We start from the raw sequence: 23,217 nt of genomic DNA on the forward strand, positions 1-23,217 counted from the left end.
TTCCTAAAATTGAAGTTTTTTACTTCTACAAAAAGCAATCTTTTTTTATATATTTGGCGCATGAACCCAAAATGGTACTTTAGTGCACTTTTAGTTTTATTTACATTTCTTGGCACTTTCCAAGAAAATATTCCTGTACCTAATCAAGAAATTGTTTTAGAGTTTAATAATTCTAAAATTGATGCTAAAGAAATAGCATATACCATTGCCGATTTAAAAAATCGACTAACTACAGCTGGTGCTTCAAATATTCAAATTAAAGAATCTACAAATGGCACTTTAAAGATTTTTTATTACAGTGCAGATCACGTTTCTCATATTAAAGATGCGCTTTCTAAAAAAGAAAAAATCGCTATAAAAAGTTCATCTAACAATACTGATGAAAATAAGGCCCCATCAGAAAAAACATCAAACTTTAATTTTGATGTTTACGAGTTAGAAAAAGACTCAAATACATCAAATTTTGATGGTAATTCTATACTAGAAATCAAATACGATTCAGATAGATATACAAATACTCAAAACTATGCTTCATCAATAAAAATATTATCTATTGAAGCCAACACTGTTTTTAAATCTAAATCTAGATTTTATAAAAGATTATTTATTGTAAAAAACAGTACATCTCACAACATTCCAGAGGTTAGAGCTGGTCCATTTTATCAGTTCGTATAAAATTATTTAGGTAGATATTTTTTTTAATATCTACCCTCAGAATTGAACATCTTCTCAATCATCTGAAAACAAATCAATAAACATAATTAAATGTCAAAAAGTTCGAGAAGTTATCTATATTTGCTCGTTTTAAAAATTTTTGACTAAAAACATATAAAATGCAAAATAAAGGACTAATTAAAATATTCGCTATTCTTTTCGGATTAGTGAGTTTGTATCAATTATCATTCACTTTTTTAGCTAATAAAGTAGAAGATGATGCAGTAACTTATGCTAACAATAAAACTGTAGAAGGTGATGATGCAAGACAAAAAGCAGCTTACGAAAGAAAATATCTAGACAGTGTTGCTAACAAAGATATTATCGATTTAGGAATAGCAGAATATTCTTATAACGATGTTAAAGACAAAGAAATGAATCTTGGTCTTGATTTAAAAGGTGGTATTAATGCAATTTTACAAGTATCTGTAAAAGAAGTATTAAAAAGCTTAGCTAACGATTCTAAAAATGAAGTATTTAACAATGCATTAGAAGCTGCAGACTTAAGATTAAAGAACAGTAATTCTAATTATTTAGATTTATTTTTCGAAGAATTTGAAAAAATTGCAGGTACTACTAAATTAAGTGATCCTTCTATTTTTGGTACAAAAGCTTTAAGCGAAAAGATTTCTTTTGATGAAGATAATGCAACCGTAAAAGAAACATTACAAGAAGAAATTAACGGTTCTATAGTTACAACTTTAGAAGTTTTAAGAAGTAGAATTGATAAATTTGGAGTTGCTTCTCCTAAAATTCAAAGAATTGGTAACTCTGGTAGAATTCAAATAGAATTACCTGGTGCTAAAGATATAGATCGTGTATCTAAATTAATTACAAGTAAAGCTGAATTACAGTTTTGGGAAGTACATTCTAATGTAGAAGTACAAAACTTTTTCTTTTCTGCAAATGCAAAAGTTGCAGAATTATTAAAAGATGATTCTGTTTTAGAAGTAGAAAAAGACACTACTAAAAAAGATGAAATTGATGATTTATTAGGTGAAGAATCAGATTCTACAAATGTTCAGAAGAATTTATTTACCTACTTAATGCCAAACTTTGCGCAGTCTCAACAACAAGTAAGTTCTGTAGTAGCTTATGCAAAAGTATTAGATACAGCTACTGTTAACGATTTATTATCTAAAAAAGAAATTAGAGCTTTATTGCCAAAAGAAGTAAAATATGCTAAATTCTTATGGGATTATAAATCGAACACAAGTAATGATGATACATCAGAAATAATTGCTTTATACGCTATTAAAGGAAATAGAAATGATGTTGCAAATATTGAAGGTGATGTAATTTTAGATGCAGGTCAAGTATTTGACCAATTAAACAAACCAGAGGTTTCTATGACAATGAATACTTCTGGATCTAAACAATGGGCTAAATTAACTGGTGATAATACTGGTGGTTTTGTAGCTGTTGTTTTAGATGATTATGTGTATACTGCACCATCTGTTCCTGGAGCAATTACTGGTGGTAGAACATCTATTTCTGGAGGAACAATGACAGTTGCAGAAGCAGAAGATATTGCAACTGTATTAAAAGCTGGTAAATTACCTGCTGCTGCAAGAATGATTCAAGCACAAGTAGTTGGACCATCTTTAGGACAAGAAGCAATCGATGCAAGTTTTATCTCTTTTGGTTTAGCTATCGTTTTAGTTTTACTTTGGATGATTTTATATTATGGTAAAGCAGGTTTATATTCTGATATCGCCTTAATTGTAAACATTTTATTTATCTTCGGAATCTTAGCTTCTTTTGGAGCTGTATTAACTTTACCTGGTATTGCTGGTATTATCTTAACAATAGGTATGTCTGTAGATGCCAACGTAATTATTTTCGAAAGAATTAAAGAAGGTTTATTTAAAAAGAAAGGTTTAAAACAATCTGTAGAAGAAGGTTTTAGTTTTAAAGGAGCTTTATCTGCAATTATAGATGCTAACATTACTACATTCTTAACAGGTATTATCTTATATGTTTTTGGTACAGGACCAATTAAAGGTTTTGCATTAACATTAATGATTGGTATTTTAACATCTTTCTTTACAGCTGTATTTATTACACGTATTTTAATTGATGGTGCTGTTAATAAAGGAAGTATATTAACTTTTAATACATCTATTTCTAAAGGATGGTTCCAAAACATAAATGTAGAGTTCTTAAAGAAACGTAAGATTGCCTATATCATTTCTGGAGCAATTATTCTTGCAGGATTAGTTTCTATTTGGCAAATTGGCTTAAAACAAGGAGTTGACTTTAAAGGAGGTCGTTCTTATGTTGTTCGTTTCGATCAAGATATGAGTGCTACAGAAGTTGCAAGTACTTTAAAAGATGCTTTTGGTACAGCACCAGAAGTAAAAACTTACGGACAAGCAAATCAATTAAAAATAACAACTGTTTATAAAATTGAAGAAGAAGGTCAAGAAATTGATGATGTTGTTCAAAATGCTTTATACACAGGTTTAAAATCTTATTTAGGCGATACTACTTACGAAAACTTTAAACCAGGTTTTGAAAAAGAAGGTGCAGGTGTAATGAGCTCTATTAAAGTAGAACCAACTATTGCAGATGATATTAAAACATCAGCTTTATATGCCGTTTTCGGATCTTTATTAGTAGTTTTCTTATACATTTTATTACGTTTTAGAAAAGTATCTTTCTCTATTGGTGCTGTATTAGCAGTATTCCATGATGTATTAATTGTATTAGGTGTTTTCTCTATCACTTACAGTTTTATGCCTTTTGATATGGAAATTGGGCAATCATTTATTGCAGCCATACTAACCGTAGTTGGTTACTCTCTGAATGATACCGTGGTTATTTTCGATAGAATTAGAGAATTTGCTGGTACACATACCAACTGGAAATATAGCGAAGTTGTAGACAAAGCCTTAAGTTCTACTTTAGGAAGAACCATAAATACATCTTTAACAACATTATTAGTAATGTTAGCGATCTTCTTATTTGGTGGTGATTCTATTAAAGGATTTATGTTTGCACTAATTGTAGGTGTAGCAGTAGGTACGTATTCATCATTATTTGTGGCAACACCAATTATGTACGACACAACAAAAAAAGAAGAAAAAAACAAATAGTTTTATTTTAAATAAGAGAAACCGTTTTTAAACTCTGTAAATCAGATTAAAAACGGTTTTTTCTTTAATATATAGCTATTATATTTGCATTCCTTATGAGTATTTTACAACTTCAAGATTTATACTTTAAACCTTTCATCAAAAAAGATGAATTAAGTGCTATAGTAAAACATTTAGCAGAACAAGTAAAAGAAGATTTACCTAAAAACGAAGTACCTATTTTTGTAGGTATTTTAAACGGTTGCTTTTTATTCGCTGCAGATTTTATTAGAGAGTTTAATGGCAATTGCGAAGTATCTTTTGTAAAATTAGCCTCTTACCAAGGTACATCAACAACAGATACAGTAAAACATTTAGTGGGTATTAATGAAGATTTAACAGGTAGAACTGTTATTATATTAGAAGATATTATTGATACAGGAAATACCCTTCAAGAAATTTATAATATCTTTAAAAACTTAGATGTTAAAAAATTAAAAATAGTATCATTATTTTTTAAACCAGATGTGTTTAGAAAAGAATTACCAATAGATTATATAGGTAAAAGTATTGAAGACAAATTTATTGTTGGATATGGATTAGATTACAATGGAATAGGAAGAAATTATCCAGAAATATATCAATTAACACCAAAACCCAAAATGAAAAACATCGTATTATTTGGCCCTCCAGGAGCAGGAAAAGGAACACAAGCAAACTTCTTAAAAGAAATGTACAATTTAGTACACATTTCTACAGGAGATGTTTTTCGTTTCAATATTAAAAACGCTACTGAATTAGGTTTACTAGCCAAAAAATATATGGATGAAGGCGATTTAGTACCAGATGAAGTTACCATAAATATGCTAAAAGCAGAAGTAGAAAAAAATGCAGATGCCAATGGTTTTATTTTTGATGGTTTTCCTAGAACACAATCTCAGGCAGAAGCTTTAGATGCCTTTTTAGGTGATAAAGGAGAACAAATTAATGCAATGGTTGCTTTAGAAGTACCAGAAGATGTGTTAGTAACGCGCTTGTTAGAAAGAGGAAAAACAAGTGGTAGAACTGATGATACTGATGAATCTAAAATTAGAAATCGTTTTAACGAATACAACACAAAAACGGCTATTCTAAAAGACTATTTTGATGCCCAAAACAAATACTATGGAATTAATGGTGTTGGTTCTATAGAAGATATTACCAAAAGAATTGCAGAAGTATTTGATACTTTATAAAAAAGTAATCATACATTTACAAAACACACGCTCAAATACTAAAAATGACAGAAGGAAACTTTGTAGATTACATAAAAATATATGCTTCTTCTGGTAAAGGTGGACAAGGTTCTGCTCATTTACACAGAGAAAAATATATAACCAAAGGTGGTCCTGATGGTGGTGATGGAGGACGTGGAGGACACATAATTTTACGTGGAGATAAAAATATGTGGACTTTATTTCACCTAAAATTTAAACGTCATTTTAGAGCAGAAGGTGGTGGAGCAGGAAGTAAAAGTAGAAGTTCTGGTGCAGATGGTGAAGACATTTATGTTGATGTACCTCTAGGAACAATTATTAAAGATGCTGATACTGATGAAGTAATTGTAGAAATTACTGAAGACAAAAAAGAAGTTATTTTATTACGTGGTGGAAAAGGCGGACTTGGAAACTGGAATTTTAAATCATCTACTAATCAAACTCCTAGATATGCACAACCTGGTATGGATGGTGCAGAAGGTTGGTTTAGAATTGAATTAAAATTATTAGCAGATGTTGGATTAGTTGGTTTCCCAAATGCGGGTAAATCTACTTTATTGTCTGTTATAACTGCTGCAAAACCAAAAATTGCAGATTATGCTTTTACAACCTTAAAACCAAACTTAGGTATTGTAGAACATAGAAATCATCAAACTTTTGTAATGGCAGATATTCCTGGTATTATAGAAGGTGCTGCAGAAGGTAAAGGTTTAGGACATCGTTTTTTACGTCATATAGAGCGTAATTCTGCGTTGTTATTCTTGATTCCTGCAGATTCTGATGATATTAATAAAGAATATGAAATCTTGTTAAATGAGCTTAAAAAACACAATCCTGAGTTATTAGACAAAGATAGATTGCTAGCCATTTCTAAAACAGATATGTTAGATGATGAACTAAAAGCAGAAATAAAAGCTGATTTACCAAAAGGTATAGAAGCTCTGTTTATATCTTCTGTTGCGCAATCTGGGTTACAAGAATTAAAAGACAAACTTTGGAAAATGTTGAATTAAACTTTTTTTAAACAGTAAAATACAAACTCAAACTTTAAAACGTTTGAGTTTTTTTGTGTCTATAATTTAATTCTAATTGGCAATTGATATTTTGTAGTAACAGGAATTCCTCTTTTTACAGCAGGTAAAACAGTTGGTAAACTATCAATAGAACTACGAATTACATTTTCTAATTCTGGTAATTCTGCATTTACTTGACTTGACTGTAATCCGTCAAAAACTATTTCTCCTTTTACGTTGATAATTAAATCTACCAAAACAGTAGTATCAATAGAATCTTTAATAGAAAAAGTATGTTTTTGTAACTCCTCTCCTATTTTTTGATGTATTGTATTTCTAAAACAATCTTGTTTTTTTATTTTATCAATAAAAGAATCGCAATCTTTAAAAGACGGAAAAGTATCTACAGAAGTAAAATCTACAATAGTATCTATAACTTGTACATTCTTGTTTTTAGAGAAAGAGAATTTATCGCACGAAGTGCAAAAAATCATCAAAATTAAAAAAGAAAAAACGCGCATTTATAGTTTTCTTATAAAGCGTAAAATTACTAAATTTTAATGACTTTTAATTTAAAGTTTCTCCTCTTAAAAAATACTCCTTTTTAATCTCTTTTATCCTATTTCTAACAAAAGCAGACATCCCTTCATCAGTATCATAAAAAGTTTCTATATATTTTATATAATGCTTGTAAGCTATCTTTTTATCCTTGTAATAATCATCAGAAAGTTTGGCTAATTGATACAAAGCTCTGTAATTTCTTGGGTTTTCTTTATAAGCATTTTGATATGCATTTATAGCTTGTTTTGGTTTTTTTAATTCATAAAACACTCTTGCCATTCCATAATATTCTTCATCTCTTTTTTCTTTTCCAATAAAAGTAGCCATTATATAATTCATTCTTGCTGAATTATATTTCTCTTGCTTAAAATCGATATGCCCTAAATATGTATGTGCTTTAAAATTTTCTCTGTCTTTAAATTTTAATTTGGTAAAATATTTTTTAGCTTTATCTAAACTATCAATATTATAATACGCTTTACCTAAAAGTGATGTGCCATAGGTTTCTTTAGTATAAAGTGAATCTATATTTAATAAAAATGGTATACTTTCTTTGTACTTTTTATCTCTAAAAAATTGATTTATTTTTAATTTATTTAAGTCTAAATCGTTGGGCGAAATTGCCAAACCTTTATTTACAAATAGCTGAGTAGAGTCTAAATCTTTTAATTTATGAAAACTTTTAGCCAATCTAGAAATTGCTTTAATGTGTGTAGAATCTTTTTGATATGTATCTATAAAACTATTAATCATAGGATCTCTTTGGCCATTTAAAGCATAAGACAACCCTAAATGATAAGAATAATTCGCATTTTCGAAATCGTTTTTAACCAAATATTTAAAAGTAGCTACTGCTTTTTTCGGCTTTTTGTTAATGAGATAAAGTTTACCCAATTGATATTTTAACACCAAATTCAAAGAGTCTTTGGCTAATATTTCTTCATAAATAGGTATGGCTTTTTTTGATTGCTTTAAAGCCCTATAATTTTTAGCCAACTTTAATTTTGCTTTTTCATTATCATTAAAAGTTATGGCTTGTTCTAAATAAAAAGCTGCTTTTTTATAATTATCTATAGACTCATAAATAACCGCTTTTTTATAGTTTGATAAAAAGGAAGCTTCCTTATTATCTAATTCTTTTAACGCCAATTTATATCTGCCTTTGGCAAACAAACTATCTGCAACAGAAAAAGTTGAAGTTTGAGCTTCAACTTTTACAATCGCAAATATTAATATAAATAAAATCTTCTTTTTCATAAATCGTTTATTCTATAAATATGGTAAAAGGTATTGAATATTTTACTGTTATATTTTTTCCTTGGTGTTCTCCTGGAGTCATTTTAGGTAAAGAATTCATCACATTTAAAACTTCATTTTTAATTTCTTCATGTGGTGCTCTTACTTTTACATCAACAACATCTCCTTCTTTATCAATTTTAAAAGCGATAAAAACTCTTTTTCTACCTGGTGCTAAACCTAATGTTTTTGGCATTTCTGAATCAAAGTTTTTAGTAAAATGTTTTTGAACCATTAAAGAAAAACACTTTCTATCTCCTTCTTCACAACCAGGAAAAGTAGGTACTTTGTCTATTACCATAAATGAAACTTCTTCTGTTTCAGTTTTAGAATCTGTGGAACCTTTTTTATAATCATCTGGATTATAAAGGTGAATTAATACCTTTCTACCTGTTTTCGTTTGATAAAGTTGATGATCATCTTGACTTAAATCAGATCCTCTTTCTTTTTCACCTTTAAACATTGTATCAAATTCAGTTCTTTCTTCTGTTGACAGCGATTCAAGATTTGTTTTTTTGAAATCTGAAGGAACTGTAACACCAACATAAATATCAAAATAAGAGTATTTATCTTTAGACTCAGATGTTTTAATTTCACCATCTTTAAATGAAAAATACATTTTTTGAAGTTCCAGTTTATTTTCTATTATTTCAGTTGAACTTTCATCAGAACAAGAAGTATAAAAAAGCATACTTGCTAATACAGGAATCAATACTAAATACTTTAATTGGTTCATTTTTTTGGATTGTTTTTTAGTCATCATAGTAATTCTTTTTTTAATGAAAGTGGGTTTATAAAATTGATTGATAAACATTATGTTTTCAACCTGAAAAAAGTTGGATAGTAAATTATTAATATAGCTTTCTTTGTTTTCGGATTTACTAACTTCTGCATCAGAAATATATTCGTGAATTAAAGTGATTCTCTTTTGATAAACATAAATCATAGGATTAAACCACATTACAATTTTTAAGAATTCGAACAACAATAAATCTAAAGAATGTTTTTGTTGGCTATGTACAATTTCGTGTTTAATTATCTTATCTCTATTGGTTTCTTTAATGGCAGCTCCTAAAAAAATATAATTGAAAAATGAAAAGGCTTTGGTTTCATTAGGAATCATTATCAAACTAAAATCAGATAATTTTTGAACTCCGTATTTTTTAATAAAGTTGATAATCTTAACGAGTTTTATTAGAAATAAAAAAGTACATAATGTAACTCCAATCCAAAATAAAATATTAATATAATTTATAGATTCTGTAAAATTATCAGTTGTTATACTTTCTTTAATTACTTTATCTGGATTTAAAACAATTTCTGGTAATTGTATAAAAAATTCTTGTGGAACAGCTTTTCTAAAGGTTGGTATTTTTATCAACGGAATTAAAAAAGACAATATTGGTGTACTTAATAAATACCATCTATTCTTTGTGAAAAAAGTTTCTTTGCTTAAAAAGAAGTCATAAATAGCTAAGAACAAAACTTGGAATAAAATAACTTGAAGGATGTAATTAATCATTAGGTTTTTATTTTTTATACTTTTTATTTTTTATACTTTTTATTTTGTCACTTCGAGTGATTTTATTGAGATGGTAATCGAAATAAAATTATATCGAGAAGCTATTTATTAGTTCAAAAAAGTTCTCGACACAAATTTTTCATTCTTCAAAATTCACTCGAACTGAAAGTGTAGGAAAACTATTTCTTATTTATCTCTTTTAAAATAGATTCTAGCTCAGTAACATCCATATTGTTTTCTTTTACAAAAAACGATACCAAACTTTTAAAAGAACCATTAAAATAACCATTCATTAATTTGTGTAAACTTTGGTTACTATACGTTTCTTTATCAATTAAAGGGTAATAAGTATAGCCTCTTCCTTCTGGTTTATGCCCAACAAATTCTTTGGTTTCTAAAATTCTAATAATGGTAGAAACTGTATTGTAAGCTGGTTTGGGCTCTGGTAATTTTTCTATGATTTCTTTTACAGAAGATGCTTCTAAATTCCATAAAACTTGCATAATCTGTTCTTCTGCTTTTGTTAATTGCTTTTGCATATTTTTTAACTAATCTTTTAGTTCAATAAAACAAATATAACTAAAAAACTAGTTTAAACTAATTTTTTAGTTTAAAAATAATACTATTTTAATTCGATTACAGATTTTTACCCAAATAAAAAAGGCTTGTAATTCAACAAATTACAAGCCTTTTAAAATATTTAATAAGAAATATATTATTCCTTTTCTGCCATCTTTTTTACATAGTCAGTTACAATAACTATTTGTGTAGCACCTACTTTACCCTCAATATATTTTGCATTTTCGTGGTCTAAAGAAATTCTACGAACAGCTGTACCTTGTTTTGCAACCATACTAGAACCTTTTACTTTTAAGTCTTTTATCAATACAACAGAATCTCCTGATTGTAAAATTGCACCATTAGCATCTCTATGAATTATCTTTTCGCTTTCTGATAAATGATCTCCTGTTTCTTTTGCAAAACGAATTTCATCATCTTCTAAATACATCATTCCTAATAAGTCTTGTGGCCAACCTTCGTTTTTTAAACGATGTAACATTCGCCAAACTGTAACTTTTACAGGCGTAAATTCACTCCACATAGCATCATTTAAACAACGCCAATGATTTACATCTACTTCCTCAGGATTTTCTATTTGAGTTATACAAGTTTCACAAGCCAAAATACTACCATCAAAACCACCAGTAGAAACTGGTTTAACTTCGTAAATAGATAAATTATTTGTTGCTGAACACAGTTCGCATTGGTTACCACTTCTCTTTTCTAAATCTTGTTGTAAGCTCATAAATTCATTTTATTCTAAAAGCAAAAGTAAACAAACACTTTTATTTATTGAGTTGAAAAAAAGGAATTAAAAAGTTTTTGTTTTAAATAACTTAAGTAAATAAGTTCTCGCAAAAATACTTCTTAAATTTGCAGTATAAATTTAAGTATGATTAAAGCTTTTATAAGACATATTAAAAGTATCCAATTTATAAAAGGGGTTTTAGTTGCATTGGCAATGGCAATTCCTGTTTTTATATCTATCTATTTTTTTAATAGTATGGATATTGGTTTTAGTATTGCACTTGGTGCTATATTAAGTGCACCTGCAGATACAAGTGGTAGTTTAAAACATAAGTTTTACGGTATTTTAGCCTCTATTTTTTTAGCTTTTACAATTACATTACTTATCGGTTATTTTAGCGATTATTTGCCTATAATAATTCCATTATTAATAATTTTAGTTTTTTCTGTTTCCTATATTTCTGTTTTTGGTTTTAGAGCTTCATTAATTTCTTTAGCGGGTTTATTAGCCTTGGTTCTAGCCTTTGCTTACGATAGTGTAGAGATTTCTGTTTTTCAGCATTCTTTATTTATTGTATTTGGTGGTCTTTGGTATTTATTTTTAACCATAGCAACACAATTGATTTTTCCTCAAGTTCAAACCGATTTCTTATTTGTTAACTTATTAGAAAAAACTGCCAATTTTATAAAATTAAGAGGTGAATTATTAGTTGAAAAAAACGATAGAGCTTTACTCTTAGAAACCAGTTTTAAACTTCAAATAGAAATAAACGAATTACACGAAACAATAAGAGAAGTAATATTAGAAAAAAGATCTAATGCTGGTTTTAGCAATAGAATTAGACGTCAGCAATTAATATTTTCTAAAATTATAGAAATCTATGAGTTGGCAATTTCTAATCCTATTAATTATGATAAGTTCGATGAATTGTTTAACAATCATCCAGAGAAAATAGATGAATTTAAAGTTTTAATTTTCGAAATTTCTGAAAGATTACACCATATTTCTAAAGTTATTTTAAAGGAAGAAAAACTTTCTTTTAACACCAATTTTGATATCCTTCTTAAAAAAATAGAAAATCAGATTGAGTTATTTGAACTTCAGGTTGGTTTACCCGAATCTAGAGAAGATGTTATTCTGTTATTAAATTATAAAACTTACCAAGAAAAACAAATTCAGAATCTTGTAGATATTGTTAGAATATTAAGTAATTATTCTAAAAATGATAAAATTAGAGGCATAAAAAATGCCGAAAAATTTATAACTCCACATGATTATGATTTTAAAAAATTAAAAGGAAATTTTAGTATAAAATCGCCCATTTTTAGACATTCTTTACGATTAACACTTACCACATTAATCGGTTTTATAATTGGTAGTTTTATTGAATTACAACAATCTTATTGGATTTTACTGACCATCATCGTAATTATGAGACCTAGTTATAGTTTAACAAAAGAACGAACTAAAAACAGGGTTATAGGTACAATTATAGGTGCTTTTGTTGGTGTTGCCATTGTTTTAATTACACAAAACACAATTATTTATGCATTAATTGCTTTAACATCTTTAATAGTTGGTTTTTCTTTGGTAAAACAAAATTATAGAAATGGTGCTGCATTTATAACACTTTATGTTATTTTTATGTATGCTTTAATTTATCCTAATATTTTAGAAGTTATTCAGTTTAGAGTTTACGACACTTTAATTGGTGCTTCTTTAGCAATTGCAGGTAACTACTTATTTTGGCCAGCTTGGGAAGCCAAGAATATAAAAGATTACTTAAAAGATTCTACAAAAAGTTTTTCATCATTTTTAAAAGAAATTAATACATATTATCATAAAAAAGGAGAAACCTCAGTTAGTTATCGATTGGCTAGAAAAGATGCTTTTTTAAAAGTTGGTAATTTAAATGCTGCATATCAAAGGTTAATACAAGAACCAAAATCTAAACAAGAAAATAGCGCAATTATTTACGATTTGGTTTCTATAAGCAATACATTTTTATCTTCTCTTACTTCTTTAGGAATGTACATTAGAAGTAATGAAACTGGTATAGCACCAGAACAATTTGAAATTTATGTAAAACATATTTTAACCAATTTAGAAAGTGTTATTGATAAAACGAACAACATAGAAACCAACAATTCTCTAGATGCAAAAGGCTTAAAAATTGCCAAAAAAAACTACGAAAATCATTTTAAAAATTTATCATCTACCAGAGACCAAGAAATAGAAAAAGGGATACCTATTTCTAATGAAATGAAAGTTGCATTACATGAAACGCAGTTGGTTTTTGAGCAAGTGAGATGGCTACTTAATTTATCAGAAAATTTGGTAAAGAAAATAAATAAGATTTAAGTTTTAGTCAATTTCTAATGATGTAAATTGAAAACTTGTTCCATCAAACAAACCTTTATCAGATAGTTTTAAAGACGGAATAACCAACAGCGCCATAAAAGACAAACTCATATAAGGTGCCCTTAATTGGCTGCCCATTTCTTTAGCCATTTTATCTAATTCTGCATAGGCTTCACCAATTTCTTTGGCTGGTTTATCAGACATAATTCCTGCAACAGGTAATGAAACTATTTTTTCTTTGGATGATGTTACAGCACAAACTCCACCTCTATTTTCGATAATTAAATTTACTGCTTTGCAAATCATCTCATCAGAAACTCCTATTGCAATTATATTATGAGAATCGTGCCCAACAGAACTTGCAATTGCCCCTTCTTTTAATCCAAAATTTTTGATAAATGCTATTGATGGTTCAGCATTTTTATAACGATTTACAACCATCATTTTTAAAATATCAGTCTCAGTATTCGAAACTAAATTACCATTTTCTATTAAAGATTTTACTTCTATTTTATTGGTTACTAACTCACCATCTAAAGCTTCAATTACTTTAATTTTTGCTGATGAAGATTCAAATTTAAAATCTTCTACGTTCTTTTTGTCTGTATTAAAATTATTCAAAACTTCAAAGTCAACATCATTTACAAATGAGTTTCCGTTTTTGGCAACTAATTCACCACTAATATAGGTTTCTAAAACGTTGAATTTCTCTAGACTATCAACCACAATAAAATCAGCAAAATCATCTTTTTGTAATAAACCAACATCCAAACTATAATGTTTTACAGGATTGATACAAGCTGCTTGCAACACTTTAAAAACGTCAATTCCTTTAGCTACAGCTCTTTCACACAGTTGATTTATATGGCCTAACAACAAATCATCAGGATGTTTATCATCTGAGCAAAACATCATATGCTCATAATTATCTGGCAAAAGATTGATTAAAGCTTCAAAGTTTTTAGCAGCAGAACCTTCTCTAATAATTACTTTCATTCCTTTTTCTAGTTTCTCTTTGGCTTCATCAAAAGAAAAACATTCGTGATCTGTAGAAATGCCTGCAGCAATATATTTTGTAGCATCATCACCTCTTAAACCTGGTGCATGACCATCAATTGGTTTGTTGTTATTTTTTGCATGTTGAATCTTTGCTAAAACTTCCTCATCGTCAAACAAAACGCCTGGATAGTTCATCATTTCTGCCAAATATTTAATGTCTGAATTTTCCATCATTTTTTTGATGTCATCAGCATTAATAATGGCTCCTGCACTTTCAAAAGAAGTAGCTGGCACACAACTTGGTGCTCCAAAATTGAATTTTAACGGAACTTTTTTTCCGTTTTCAATCATAAAATCAACACCTTTTACTCCTAAAACATTGGCAATTTCATGCGGATCTGAAACTGTAGCTACAGTTCCATGTACAACTGCAATTTTAGCAAACTCAGAAGGTACTAACATTGAGCTTTCTATGTGAATATGAGCATCAATAAAACCTGGTAAAATGTAGGTTTCTATATCGTGATTAGATTCACGAATAGCAATAATTTTATCATTTTTAACCTCAACTTCTCCTTTAAAAATAGTTTTATTCTGAATATCGACAATGTTTCCTTGTACTATCATGTATTTGCTTTTACACAAAATTACAAATAATAAAAAAGGATTTTATAAATTGTAATGAGAATATTCTATTTTTGATTATGGATGAAAAACAACGCTATCAAAATTTTATCAATTGGGCTAAAAACCAACAATTTTCTTTAAAAAAATTATTCCCAACAATTCAAAAAACAGCACTTTACTCTATTGATTTAAGCATTAACAATTCCACAGTAAAAACGGAAGCCGAATTCAATAATCCTACTTATTTTGAAGCTCAATTATTGGCAATTCAAAATCAAAATCCGAAGAAAATAATTGCTGGTGGTTATTTAGAAAAACGTGCTTTATACACTTCTGATATTTACAATGCAGAAAATTCATCAGAAAAAAGAAACATTCATTTGGGTGTTGATTTTTGGTTACCAGAAAAAACTACTGTTCATGCCATTTTAGATGGCAAAATTGTATGTGCGGTTCATCAAAAAGATGTAAAAGGTTATGGCGGATTTATCATTCTAAAACATCAGTTTCAAGAAGTTGAATTTTATACTTTATATGGACATTTATCCGAAGAAAGTATTCTAAAACTTAATTTGAATGATGAAATAAAAACTGGAGAAAAAATTGGTGATTTAGGAAATTATGACGAAAATGGTGAGTGGGTTCCTCATTTACATTTTCAAGTAATTCTCTCATTATTAAACTATAAAAATGATTTTCCTGGTGTTGTTTTAGAAAGTGAACTAGAGTATTGGAAAATGATTTGTCCTAATCCTAATTTATTATTTATGAGTACTGATTTGCAATAAATTAGTCATTACTAAATGCATATTAAATTTCATTAAAATAATTAATTCTTGAATTCGTAGCAAGAATAAAAACCTTACATTTATAAAGTATAATTTTTAATCAAGATCAATTATGTCTAAAAATATATTACTGCTGCTATGCTTGGCGTTTTCGATACAAATCAATTCGCAAGAAAAACCTAAAAAATGGGATGTAAATAATCCGCATGAAGATTGGAGATACAATTCTTTTCAACTCAGTACAACAGAAGGAACTTGGATGAATCTGGACGTTTCTCCTGATGGAAAAACCATTATTTTCGATTTGTTAGGTGACATTTATAAAATGCCAATTTCTGGAGGTACAACTACTATTTTACGTTCTGGTTTGGCTTATGAAGTACAACCTAGATTTAGCCCTAATGGAAAATATATTTCGTTTACAAGCGATGCTGAAGGTGGTAATAATATTTGGGTGATGAAAGCTAATGGTAGTGATGCAAAATCGATTACCAAAGAAAAATATAGATTGTTAAATAATGCTGTTTGGACACCAGATGGAAAATCTTTAGTGGCCAGAAAACACTATACTTCGCAACGTTCTGTTGGTGCAGGAGAAATGTGGCAATATCCACTTTCTGGAGCTGCTGGTTTGCAATTAACCAAAAGAAAAAACGATCAACAAGATGTAAATGACCCATCAATTTCGCCAGATGGAAAGTATTTATATTATGCAGAAGATATGTATCCTGGAGGATTTTTTCAGTACAATAAAGATCCTAACAAACAGATTTATGTAATTAAACGTTACAATTTTGAAACTGGAGAAACTGAACAAATTACTGGTGGTCCTGGAGGTGCAGCAAGACCTGTTGTTTCTAAAGATGGTAAATTATTGGCATTTGTAAAACGTGTAAGAACAAAATCAGTTTTATACATTCACGAATTAGAAACGGGTAAAGAATGGCCTATTTACGAGAACTTAAGTAAAGACCAAAGTGAGGCTTGGGCTGTATTTGGTGTATATCCGCATTTTGCTTGGATGCCAGATAGCAAAGACATAATTATTTGGGCACAAGGTAAAATTAATCGAATAAATATTGATACAAAGCAGATTCAGAATATTCCATTTCAAGTTGATCAAGAAATTAAATTAGCAAAAACACACAGTGTAAAAAGAAAGGTTTTTGAAGAAAATTTCATATCAAAAATGATTAAAAATGTGCAAACTTCTCCTGATGAAAAAACGATAGTTTTTACGGCTTTAGGTCATATTTACAAAAAGGTGCTACCAGATGGAAAACCAACAAGAATTACAACTTTATCTGATTTTGAAGCTGAACCACATTTTTCTTCGGATGGAAATTCGGTATTATTTGTAACTTGGAATGACGAAGAATTAGGAAACATTTACCAAATAAATTTAGATGGAACCAACTTGGTAAAAATCACACAAGAAAAAGGGATTTACAGAACACCTGCTTTTAATAGTGATGATTCTAAAATTGTGTACAGAAAAGAATCTGGAAATGGAGACCAAGGTTTTGATTACACCAAAAAAACAGGAATTTACTTAGCAAATGCAGATGGAACTGACGCAAAATTGATTTCTAAAAGTGGAGAATTCCCAAGTTTTTCTGCAGATGATAAACGTATTTTCTTTCAAACTGGAGGTTCGTTTTTTGGTGGTTTAACCAAGAATTTAAAAAGTGTCGATTTAAATGGAAAAGAAGAAAGAAGTCATTTTTCATCAAAATTAGCCAACAGATTAGTACCAAGTAACGATAATAAATTTATTGCTTTTATTCATTTGCATAAATTGTATGTTGCTCCTTTTGTAAAAAACGGAAGTGAAATCAACTTAGATAACAACACCAATTCTTTTAACGTAGAAAGTTTGTCTAAAAATGCAGGAATCAATTTGCATTGGGCAAAAGACAACTCAAAAGTATTTTGGACATTGGGTGATGAATATTCATCGAAATCAGTGGTAAATAATACAACAGATCCTTTTGCAAAAACAAATTTAGCAGCAACTGATGTACCTAGTATTATAATAAATCTAACTAAAAAATCGGATGTTCCAGAAGGTAGAATCGCTTTTAAAAATGCAAGAATTATTACAATGAATGGCAATCAAGTGATTGAAGATGGAACTATCATCATCCATAAAAATAAGATTGAAAAAATTGGTAAAACTAATGATATTGATATTCCTTCTGATGCTAAGGTATACAAAATGTTAGGTAAAACCATTATGCCAGGAATTGTAGATGTTCATGCTCACGTTGGTGCTTTTAGAAACGGATTAAGCACACAAAAACACTGGCAATTTTATGCAAATTTAGCTTTCGGAGTTACCACTTCTCACGATCCTTCTGTACATACTGCAGCTGCATTTACCTTAGAAGAGTTGCAAAGAAGTGGCGATTTAGTTGGTCCTAGAATGTTTTCTACTGGTTTTATTTTATATGGAGCAGAAGGCGATTTTAAAGCAGTTGTAAACAATTTAGATGATGCACGTTTTGCAGTTGCAAGAACCAAAGCTTTTGGTGCAAAATCGATTAAAAGTTACAATCAGCCAAGAAGAGAACAGCGTCAGCAAATTATGCAAGCAGCCAGAGAATTAGGTGTAAATGTGGTACCAGAAGGTGGTTCTAATTTTTACTCAAATATGTCTATGATTTTTGATGGGCATACAGGAATTGAACATAATATACCTGTTGCACCAGTATATAAAGATGTTATATCACTCTGGAAAAATAGTGAAACTGGCTACACACCAACTCTAATTGTAAATTATGGAGGTATGAATGGAGAAATGGAATGGTATCAAAAAACTAATGTTTGGGAAAATAAAACCTTATTAAAATACACACCTAGATATGTAGTTGATTCACGTTCTAGACACAGAATTAAAATACCTGAAGAAGAATATAAAAACGGACATGTTTTAACTTCTGAAACCGTAACTGCTTTAGCAAAACAAGGTGTAAAAGTTAATTTGGGTGCACATGGACAATTACAAGGTTTAGGTGCTCATTGGGAATTATGGATGCTACAACAAGGTGGTTTAAGCAATCACGAAGCTTTAAAAGCAGCCACTATAAATGGTGCAAATTATATTGGTGTTGCAGATGAAATTGGTTCTTTAGAAAAAGGAAAATTAGCAGATTTAATTATTCTAGAAAATAATCCTTTAGAAGACATTAAAAACTCGAATTCAGTAATTTACACAATGGTAAATGGACGTTTATATGATGTAGATACCATGAACGAAATTGGAAATTACGACAACAAAAGAAGCAAATTCTATTTTGAAATGGACGGATACAATCAAGGAGTTCCTTTAAATATGCATACTAATAGTTTTATGACACCTAGTTGTAGTTGTCATTAGAAATCCTAATTAAACTTGTAATATCTGAATACAATTAAAATTTAGAATGTCTTTCTGAGCTTGTCAAAGAATAAATAATAGTCTTCGACAAGCTCAAACTGACAAACGTTAACTTAATTAGTTTTTAGCAAATGATAATAAAGGCATTATATCTCCATTATCTGCGGTTCTCAATGCTATAATATATTTTTTCCTTGTTTCATCTGCTTTCACCATATTCGACTTATGCCAACTAAAAATTTCTTTAGCAAAAATGGATTCCATAATAATATCAGCCATTAGTCTTGAATGCCTTCCATTTCCATTCGGAAAACAGTGAATAGATACGATTCTATGTTTAAATCTTATTGCAATTTCATCAGGTGAAAAAGTTTTATTTTCTATCCAAAATTTAGTGTCGTCAAACAAATTTTTTAATTCAATTGCTATTAATGTCCATTTTATTCCAATATTCTTATCAGTTTTACGAAATTCACCTGCCCATTTCCAAACATCAGCATACATCTTTTTATGCAAATTTTTTATAAACTTTTCAGTTAATATATTTTCAGGTTTTGAATTTGTTTTTATAATCCATTCTACAGCTTTTTCTATATTTAATTGTTCAAATTCGTTGTGTTCTCTTTGTGTAGTAATCGATTTTATTTTAAGACCCTCTTTTTCTTCTTCATCTAAAGGAGTTTGTCCTTCATTATAATTTAAATCTAATCCCATAACGATTTGCTCATTTCCCTTTTTAATTCATCTGCCAAATCATTTATAGATTCTTCAATTTTCTTTTCACTGATCGCTTGATCTTCTAATTTCATATTTTGATTTGTTCTCAAAACAATTTTACGTGCTAACTTTTCTGCCTTTAAATTAATTAAATTTTCAATGGTACCATCTTCAGGAACAAATCCATAAATAAATTTCATATTTAAGGCCCTACCTGCATCTTTTAATTTATTTAATGTTATTTGACCTGTAGCTTCTCGTTCTTCAATTTTTTGAATTCCGCCTTTGGTCAAATTTAATTTCATTCCTAATTGTTCTCTTGTCATATTAAGAGAAGTTCTAATAGTATTAATCCAACCTTTTGAAGGAACCAAAATCTTTTCTGCTTCTTTAAAAAGGATTAATTTTTCATCCAATTGTGCTATGAGTAGTTTATTTTTGTTTCTCATTTTATAAAAAACTATACATATAAGTATATAAATTTCAATAAAAGTATACATATAAATACAAAAAAACAAATTTATTAATACATATATGTATTAATATATAAAATTAAGAATACACATAAGTATACTTTAATATAAGTTTAAGTTAGTATTTAATTAGATTCTTTTGGATAAAAAACCTGATCCAAAGCAATATCAAAGGCATTAAGATCTTCGATTTTAGAAATCGGTTTAAAGAAATTTAGACCGATTTTTTTTACATCTTTTCTACAATTGGTTAAAAAACGATCGTAAAAACCTTTTCCATAACCAATTCTATAATTTTGTATATCAGAAATTAAAAGCGGTACAAAAACCAAATCTAATGCTGTTTCTGAAACTGGTTTTGCATTTTTAGGTTCTGGAATTCCGTATTTGTTGAGTTCTATTTGAGTGTCTTTTTCAAGATAAAAATGAGTTAACGTATTGTTTGTAAAATTACTTTTAGAAACTACTATTTTTTTATTTTGATTTCTAAAATAATCAATAATAGGTTTTGTATCTATCTCTTGAAACTTTTCTAAAGTTAGAAAAATATGAATCGTATTAATGTTAGTAATATCTAAATCATAAATCTGATTGTAGATACTTTCTTGAAGTTGACGAATTTCATCCGAAGATAAATTTTGCCTTTTTTGTTTGTATATTTTTCTAAGTTCGGCTTTTTTCATCTTACAAATTCGCTAATTCCGTTTTCGCTTTTTTAGTTAAACCCTGTACAACCAAATCATAAGAATGATTGATTAATTTAAAAACCAAATCATCAGAAACATCAGCTGTATTAATTTTTATAGTATTCCAATGTTTTTTGTTCATATGAAAACCTGGGTAAATACCTTCGTAAACCGAACGTAATTCTTCTGATTTATCAGGATTACATTTTAAATTGATTTTCTGTTCTCCATTTTCCCAATGGTTTAAACCAACCAATGCAAACATTTTATTCATCACTTTAAAAACAAGCGTAACATCATCAAAAGGAAAATGTTCTGTTACGCCTTTTTTGGCCATACAAAAATCTCTTAATTGTACGATATGCATTTTAGTTTTGGTTTTAAAAAAGTATCTTTATAAAACCAAATCTACAATTAATTTTATAATGGAGAAGGAATTTTTAAAACAGACATCATTGATTAGTTATTCTGAAAATAATTATCAAAAGAATAAATATGATGCTATTTCTGATATTATTTTATCAAACAAAATACCTTCTACAGAATGGGTAAATACTTACGGACATAAATTTTCTGAGATTTTTAAGACCATTGTAAACAATAATAAATTAGATGATTTTTTGATAAAATTATTTATGGATGAAGAGCATTCTAATAAAGTTATTTTATTAGATGATTTGGTTTTTGTTTCTACACGTGTTTTAATTACAAAAAGTGAAACTTTAGAATCTGAACAAATGCTTTTTATAGTTTCTTCTAGTTATTTATGGAGTATTCAAGAAAAAGAAGGCGATTATTTTGATTGGATTCGTGAGCGTTTAGAAGCGAATAAAGGTATTGTTAGAAAGAAAAAAACGGATTATTTATTGTTTTTAATTTTAGAATCTATTGTAGACAATTACCAAGAAACGTATCAAAAAAATGCAGCGTTAAGTGCAGACAAATTAAACTCTACTCAAATAAAACCAACTCCAGAATTTACTGCTGCAGTAGAAAAAAGAAAGCAAGAATTATTTAATTTTAAAAAAGCAACTTTAAGTTTAAGAGATACTATTATTAAACTCGAAAAAATAGAAATTGATAATTTTGATATCAAATATTTTAGCGAATTAAAAGAGCAAACGAATAATTTAACTTCGAATATTGATTTTGAATTGCAAGAATTAGAAAGTAAAATAAACTTAATTTTTAGTATTCAAGGTCACAGATTAAATGAAGTCATGAAAACCTTAACTATCTTTTCTGTAATATTTATTCCGCTTACTTTTTTAGCTGGTATTTACGGAATGAATTTTGAAAACATCCCAGAATTAAAATACAAATATGGTTACTTTATTTTACTGGGAATTATGGTTCTGGTAACTGCTGCTGCTGTTTGGTATTTTAAACGTAAAAAGTGGTTTTAATTTTCCTTTTTAACAATGATTAGTTTTATCAGAAAAATTAATGAAATTATGCAAAATAAAAAAGCAACATATTTAGCAATATTAATTGCTATATAAGCCCCAAAAGCTCTACTTGAGCTACTTTTTGCTAACATTATAATTGTGTTATTTACTCTTTCTGAAAACTCCATAAACACATATATATAGAGTGAACAGAAAAACACTAACATCAGCCTAGCATTTTTTATAACTGTTTTCATCAAAAAAATAAAAAATGTTATTATTTTAAAATTTCATACAAAACAGGTTTACTTGGTGTGGCATCATTCTCAAAAGGTGCAATCATCAAATTTAATAAATACTCACCATCTTCTACATCATTTGGCACATAAATAAATTCTGTAATAGTTGCATCCATTCTAATTTCTCCAGCAGTATTCCAAAAAGCATTGTGCGATAATAGTTTACCATCATCCTTTTCTTTATCTACGGAAGGTAAATCTATTAACAAATGTTTTATGCCTTTTTCTCGCAAATAAATGGCCGCTTTTTCTGACAAATAGGTAGGATTAGTGTTCGAGTATTCCATACTTTTTTTATCTTCTAAATTGGGTAGCGTACGAATTACAATAGCATCTCGTTTTTTATTTTTTAAAGCTGTTTTTAATTGTTTTACACCAATTAAAAAATCTCCATTATGAAACAAAGGAGCAATCGTTACAACCTCTGCCAAAAAAATAAAATATTTTAAATTTTTATTTACAGAATGTACTTCTTTGGTAATATGACCTACACATTCTGTATGTGTAATGTGCGAATGTGGATTAAAATGAATACTGTTAAAGTTTACAACTGCACCATTTACAACACTAATTTCATAACCTTCTTGGGTTTCTGCAGAAATCTTTGGTCCATCTGTATACCAAGCATTTACATTTTTTTTTGATGAATCAATTGGAATTGAAATATCTATAGGATTAGAAATATCTACTATTATTTTTCTTGAGTTGTATTCTACTGTTGCTTTCATTTATGCTGAACTGATTTCAGTATT

At 28.6% G+C, this 23,217-nt stretch carries 19 protein-coding genes; 8 read left to right on the forward strand and 11 right to left on the reverse strand.

Annotated elements, in window-relative coordinates:
• The first annotated feature begins 60 nt into the window (after positions 1-60).
• From BW723_RS02095 to obgE, 4 genes are all read left to right on the forward strand, one after another.
• Positions 61-675 carry a hypothetical protein gene (locus tag BW723_RS02095; RefSeq protein WP_157578328.1) on the forward strand — a complete coding sequence of 205 codons (615 nt, stop codon included), beginning with the start codon at positions 61-63 and terminating at the stop codon, positions 673-675.
• Positions 676-833: 158 nt separating this feature from the next.
• Positions 834-3,812 (forward strand): protein translocase subunit SecDF, encoded by a 2,979-nt coding sequence (secDF, locus tag BW723_RS02100; protein ID WP_068362986.1) that lies wholly within the window; start codon positions 834-836, stop codon positions 3,810-3,812.
• A 95-nt stretch (positions 3,813-3,907) separates the two neighbouring features.
• Positions 3,908-5,026, forward strand: a complete 1,119-nt coding sequence (locus BW723_RS02105; protein WP_076686317.1) for an adenylate kinase — start codon at positions 3,908-3,910, stop codon at positions 5,024-5,026.
• A 44-nt stretch (positions 5,027-5,070) separates the two neighbouring features.
• Positions 5,071-6,060 carry a GTPase ObgE gene (gene obgE / locus BW723_RS02110; RefSeq protein WP_068362983.1) on the forward strand — a complete coding sequence of 330 codons (990 nt, stop codon included), beginning with the start codon at positions 5,071-5,073 and terminating at the stop codon, positions 6,058-6,060.
• A gap of 59 nt (positions 6,061-6,119) precedes the next feature.
• Here the strand turns inward: obgE and BW723_RS02115 are convergent, their stop codons facing one another.
• The 5 genes from BW723_RS02115 to BW723_RS02135 form a co-directional block, all read right to left on the reverse strand.
• Positions 6,120-6,554 carry a hypothetical protein gene (locus BW723_RS02115; RefSeq protein ID WP_226789225.1) on the reverse strand — a complete coding sequence of 145 codons (435 nt, stop codon included), beginning with the start codon at positions 6,552-6,554 and terminating at the stop codon, positions 6,120-6,122.
• 73 nt (positions 6,555-6,627) lie between these two features.
• Positions 6,628-7,878, reverse strand: a complete 1,251-nt coding sequence (locus tag BW723_RS02120) for a tetratricopeptide repeat protein (protein WP_076686319.1) — start codon at positions 7,876-7,878, stop codon at positions 6,628-6,630.
• A 7-nt stretch (positions 7,879-7,885) separates the two neighbouring features.
• Positions 7,886-9,439, reverse strand: a complete 1,554-nt coding sequence (locus tag BW723_RS02125; protein ID WP_068362978.1) for a M56 family metallopeptidase — start codon at positions 9,437-9,439, stop codon at positions 7,886-7,888.
• 179 nt (positions 9,440-9,618) lie between these two features.
• Positions 9,619-9,978, reverse strand: coding sequence for a BlaI/MecI/CopY family transcriptional regulator (locus BW723_RS02130; RefSeq protein ID WP_068362975.1), 360 nt, complete (start codon positions 9,976-9,978; stop codon positions 9,619-9,621).
• A 176-nt stretch (positions 9,979-10,154) separates the two neighbouring features.
• Positions 10,155-10,745: a PhnA domain-containing protein gene (locus BW723_RS02135; RefSeq protein ID WP_068362972.1), complete on the reverse strand. Its 591-nt coding sequence runs from the start codon at positions 10,743-10,745 to the stop codon at positions 10,155-10,157.
• Between the two features lie 147 nt (positions 10,746-10,892).
• Here BW723_RS02135 and BW723_RS02140 point away from each other — a divergent pair, with 147 nt between their 5' ends.
• Positions 10,893-13,109 (forward strand): FUSC family protein, encoded by a 2,217-nt coding sequence (locus BW723_RS02140; protein WP_068362969.1) that lies wholly within the window; start codon positions 10,893-10,895, stop codon positions 13,107-13,109.
• Between the two features lie 3 nt (positions 13,110-13,112).
• Here the strand turns inward: BW723_RS02140 and ade are convergent, their stop codons facing one another.
• On the reverse strand, positions 13,113-14,735 hold the full coding sequence (gene ade, locus BW723_RS02145; RefSeq protein ID WP_068362966.1) for an adenine deaminase: 1,623 nt from the start codon (positions 14,733-14,735) through the stop codon (positions 13,113-13,115).
• A 77-nt stretch (positions 14,736-14,812) separates the two neighbouring features.
• On the opposite strand from ade, the gene BW723_RS02150 reads away from it, so the two are divergent.
• Both BW723_RS02150 and BW723_RS02155 read left to right on the forward strand, forming a co-directional pair.
• Complete coding sequence (locus tag BW723_RS02150; protein WP_068362963.1) at positions 14,813-15,523, forward strand: peptidoglycan DD-metalloendopeptidase family protein; 711 nt, start codon at positions 14,813-14,815, stop codon at positions 15,521-15,523.
• A 112-nt stretch (positions 15,524-15,635) separates the two neighbouring features.
• Positions 15,636-18,902: an amidohydrolase family protein gene (locus tag BW723_RS02155; protein ID WP_068362960.1), complete on the forward strand. Its 3,267-nt coding sequence runs from the start codon at positions 15,636-15,638 to the stop codon at positions 18,900-18,902.
• A 117-nt stretch (positions 18,903-19,019) separates the two neighbouring features.
• On the opposite strand, the gene BW723_RS02160 is transcribed toward BW723_RS02155, so the two are convergent.
• From BW723_RS02160 to BW723_RS02175, 4 genes are all read right to left on the reverse strand, one after another.
• Positions 19,020-19,616 carry a mobile mystery protein B gene (locus BW723_RS02160; RefSeq protein WP_068362957.1) on the reverse strand — a complete coding sequence of 199 codons (597 nt, stop codon included), beginning with the start codon at positions 19,614-19,616 and terminating at the stop codon, positions 19,020-19,022.
• Complete coding sequence (locus BW723_RS02165; protein ID WP_068362954.1) at positions 19,607-20,068, reverse strand: mobile mystery protein A; 462 nt, start codon at positions 20,066-20,068, stop codon at positions 19,607-19,609. The genes BW723_RS02160 and BW723_RS02165 overlap by 10 nt, the downstream gene beginning before the upstream one ends.
• A gap of 149 nt (positions 20,069-20,217) precedes the next feature.
• Positions 20,218-20,775, reverse strand: coding sequence for a 5-formyltetrahydrofolate cyclo-ligase (locus BW723_RS02170; RefSeq protein ID WP_068362951.1), 558 nt, complete (start codon positions 20,773-20,775; stop codon positions 20,218-20,220).
• A 1-nt stretch (position 20,776) separates the two neighbouring features.
• Entirely contained in the window at positions 20,777-21,145 is a 369-nt protein-coding gene (locus BW723_RS02175; RefSeq protein WP_068362948.1) for an MmcQ/YjbR family DNA-binding protein, read from the reverse strand.
• Positions 21,146-21,203: 58 nt separating this feature from the next.
• Here BW723_RS02175 and BW723_RS02180 point away from each other — a divergent pair, with 58 nt between their 5' ends.
• On the forward strand, positions 21,204-22,184 hold the full coding sequence (locus tag BW723_RS02180; RefSeq protein ID WP_068362945.1) for a CorA family divalent cation transporter: 981 nt from the start codon (positions 21,204-21,206) through the stop codon (positions 22,182-22,184).
• 259 nt (positions 22,185-22,443) lie between these two features.
• On the opposite strand, the gene BW723_RS02185 is transcribed toward BW723_RS02180, so the two are convergent.
• Entirely contained in the window at positions 22,444-23,193 is a 750-nt protein-coding gene (locus BW723_RS02185; RefSeq protein ID WP_068362942.1) for a cyclase family protein, read from the reverse strand.
• Positions 23,194-23,217: the final 24 nt, after the last annotated feature.

Source organism: Polaribacter reichenbachii (assembly GCF_001975665.1).
GTDB lineage: Bacteria > Bacteroidota > Bacteroidia > Flavobacteriales > Flavobacteriaceae > Polaribacter > Polaribacter reichenbachii.

Excerpts from the sequence above, each read along its gene's own strand:
- BW723_RS02150 (WP_068362963.1), top strand. The coding sequence starts at position 14,813 with ATGGATGAAAAACAACGCTATCAAAATTTTATCAATTGGGCTAAAAAC.
- BW723_RS02095 (WP_157578328.1), top strand. The coding sequence starts at position 61 with ATGAACCCAAAATGGTACTTTAGTGCACTTTTAGTTTTATTTACATTT.
- BW723_RS02185 (WP_068362942.1), bottom strand. The coding sequence starts at position 23,193 with ATGAAAGCAACAGTAGAATACAACTCAAGAAAAATAATAGTAGATATT.
- BW723_RS02180 (WP_068362945.1), top strand. The coding sequence starts at position 21,204 with ATGGAGAAGGAATTTTTAAAACAGACATCATTGATTAGTTATTCTGAA.
- BW723_RS02115 (WP_226789225.1), bottom strand. The coding sequence starts at position 6,554 with ATGATTTTTTGCACTTCGTGCGATAAATTCTCTTTCTCTAAAAACAAG.
- BW723_RS02135 (WP_068362972.1), bottom strand. The coding sequence starts at position 10,745 with ATGAGCTTACAACAAGATTTAGAAAAGAGAAGTGGTAACCAATGCGAA.
- BW723_RS02105 (WP_076686317.1), top strand. The coding sequence starts at position 3,908 with ATGAGTATTTTACAACTTCAAGATTTATACTTTAAACCTTTCATCAAA.
- BW723_RS02125 (WP_068362978.1), bottom strand. The coding sequence starts at position 9,439 with ATGATTAATTACATCCTTCAAGTTATTTTATTCCAAGTTTTGTTCTTA.
- BW723_RS02130 (WP_068362975.1), bottom strand. The coding sequence starts at position 9,978 with ATGCAAAAGCAATTAACAAAAGCAGAAGAACAGATTATGCAAGTTTTA.
- BW723_RS02165 (WP_068362954.1), bottom strand. The coding sequence starts at position 20,068 with ATGAGAAACAAAAATAAACTACTCATAGCACAATTGGATGAAAAATTA.
- BW723_RS02120 (WP_076686319.1), bottom strand. The coding sequence starts at position 7,878 with ATGAAAAAGAAGATTTTATTTATATTAATATTTGCGATTGTAAAAGTT.
- BW723_RS02175 (WP_068362948.1), bottom strand. The coding sequence starts at position 21,145 with ATGCATATCGTACAATTAAGAGATTTTTGTATGGCCAAAAAAGGCGTA.
- ade (WP_068362966.1), bottom strand. The coding sequence starts at position 14,735 with ATGATAGTACAAGGAAACATTGTCGATATTCAGAATAAAACTATTTTT.
- BW723_RS02140 (WP_068362969.1), top strand. The coding sequence starts at position 10,893 with ATGATTAAAGCTTTTATAAGACATATTAAAAGTATCCAATTTATAAAA.
- BW723_RS02170 (WP_068362951.1), bottom strand. The coding sequence starts at position 20,775 with ATGAAAAAAGCCGAACTTAGAAAAATATACAAACAAAAAAGGCAAAAT.
- BW723_RS02155 (WP_068362960.1), top strand. The coding sequence starts at position 15,636 with ATGTCTAAAAATATATTACTGCTGCTATGCTTGGCGTTTTCGATACAA.
- secDF (WP_068362986.1), top strand. The coding sequence starts at position 834 with ATGCAAAATAAAGGACTAATTAAAATATTCGCTATTCTTTTCGGATTA.
- BW723_RS02160 (WP_068362957.1), bottom strand. The coding sequence starts at position 19,616 with ATGGGATTAGATTTAAATTATAATGAAGGACAAACTCCTTTAGATGAA.
- obgE (WP_068362983.1), top strand. The coding sequence starts at position 5,071 with ATGACAGAAGGAAACTTTGTAGATTACATAAAAATATATGCTTCTTCT.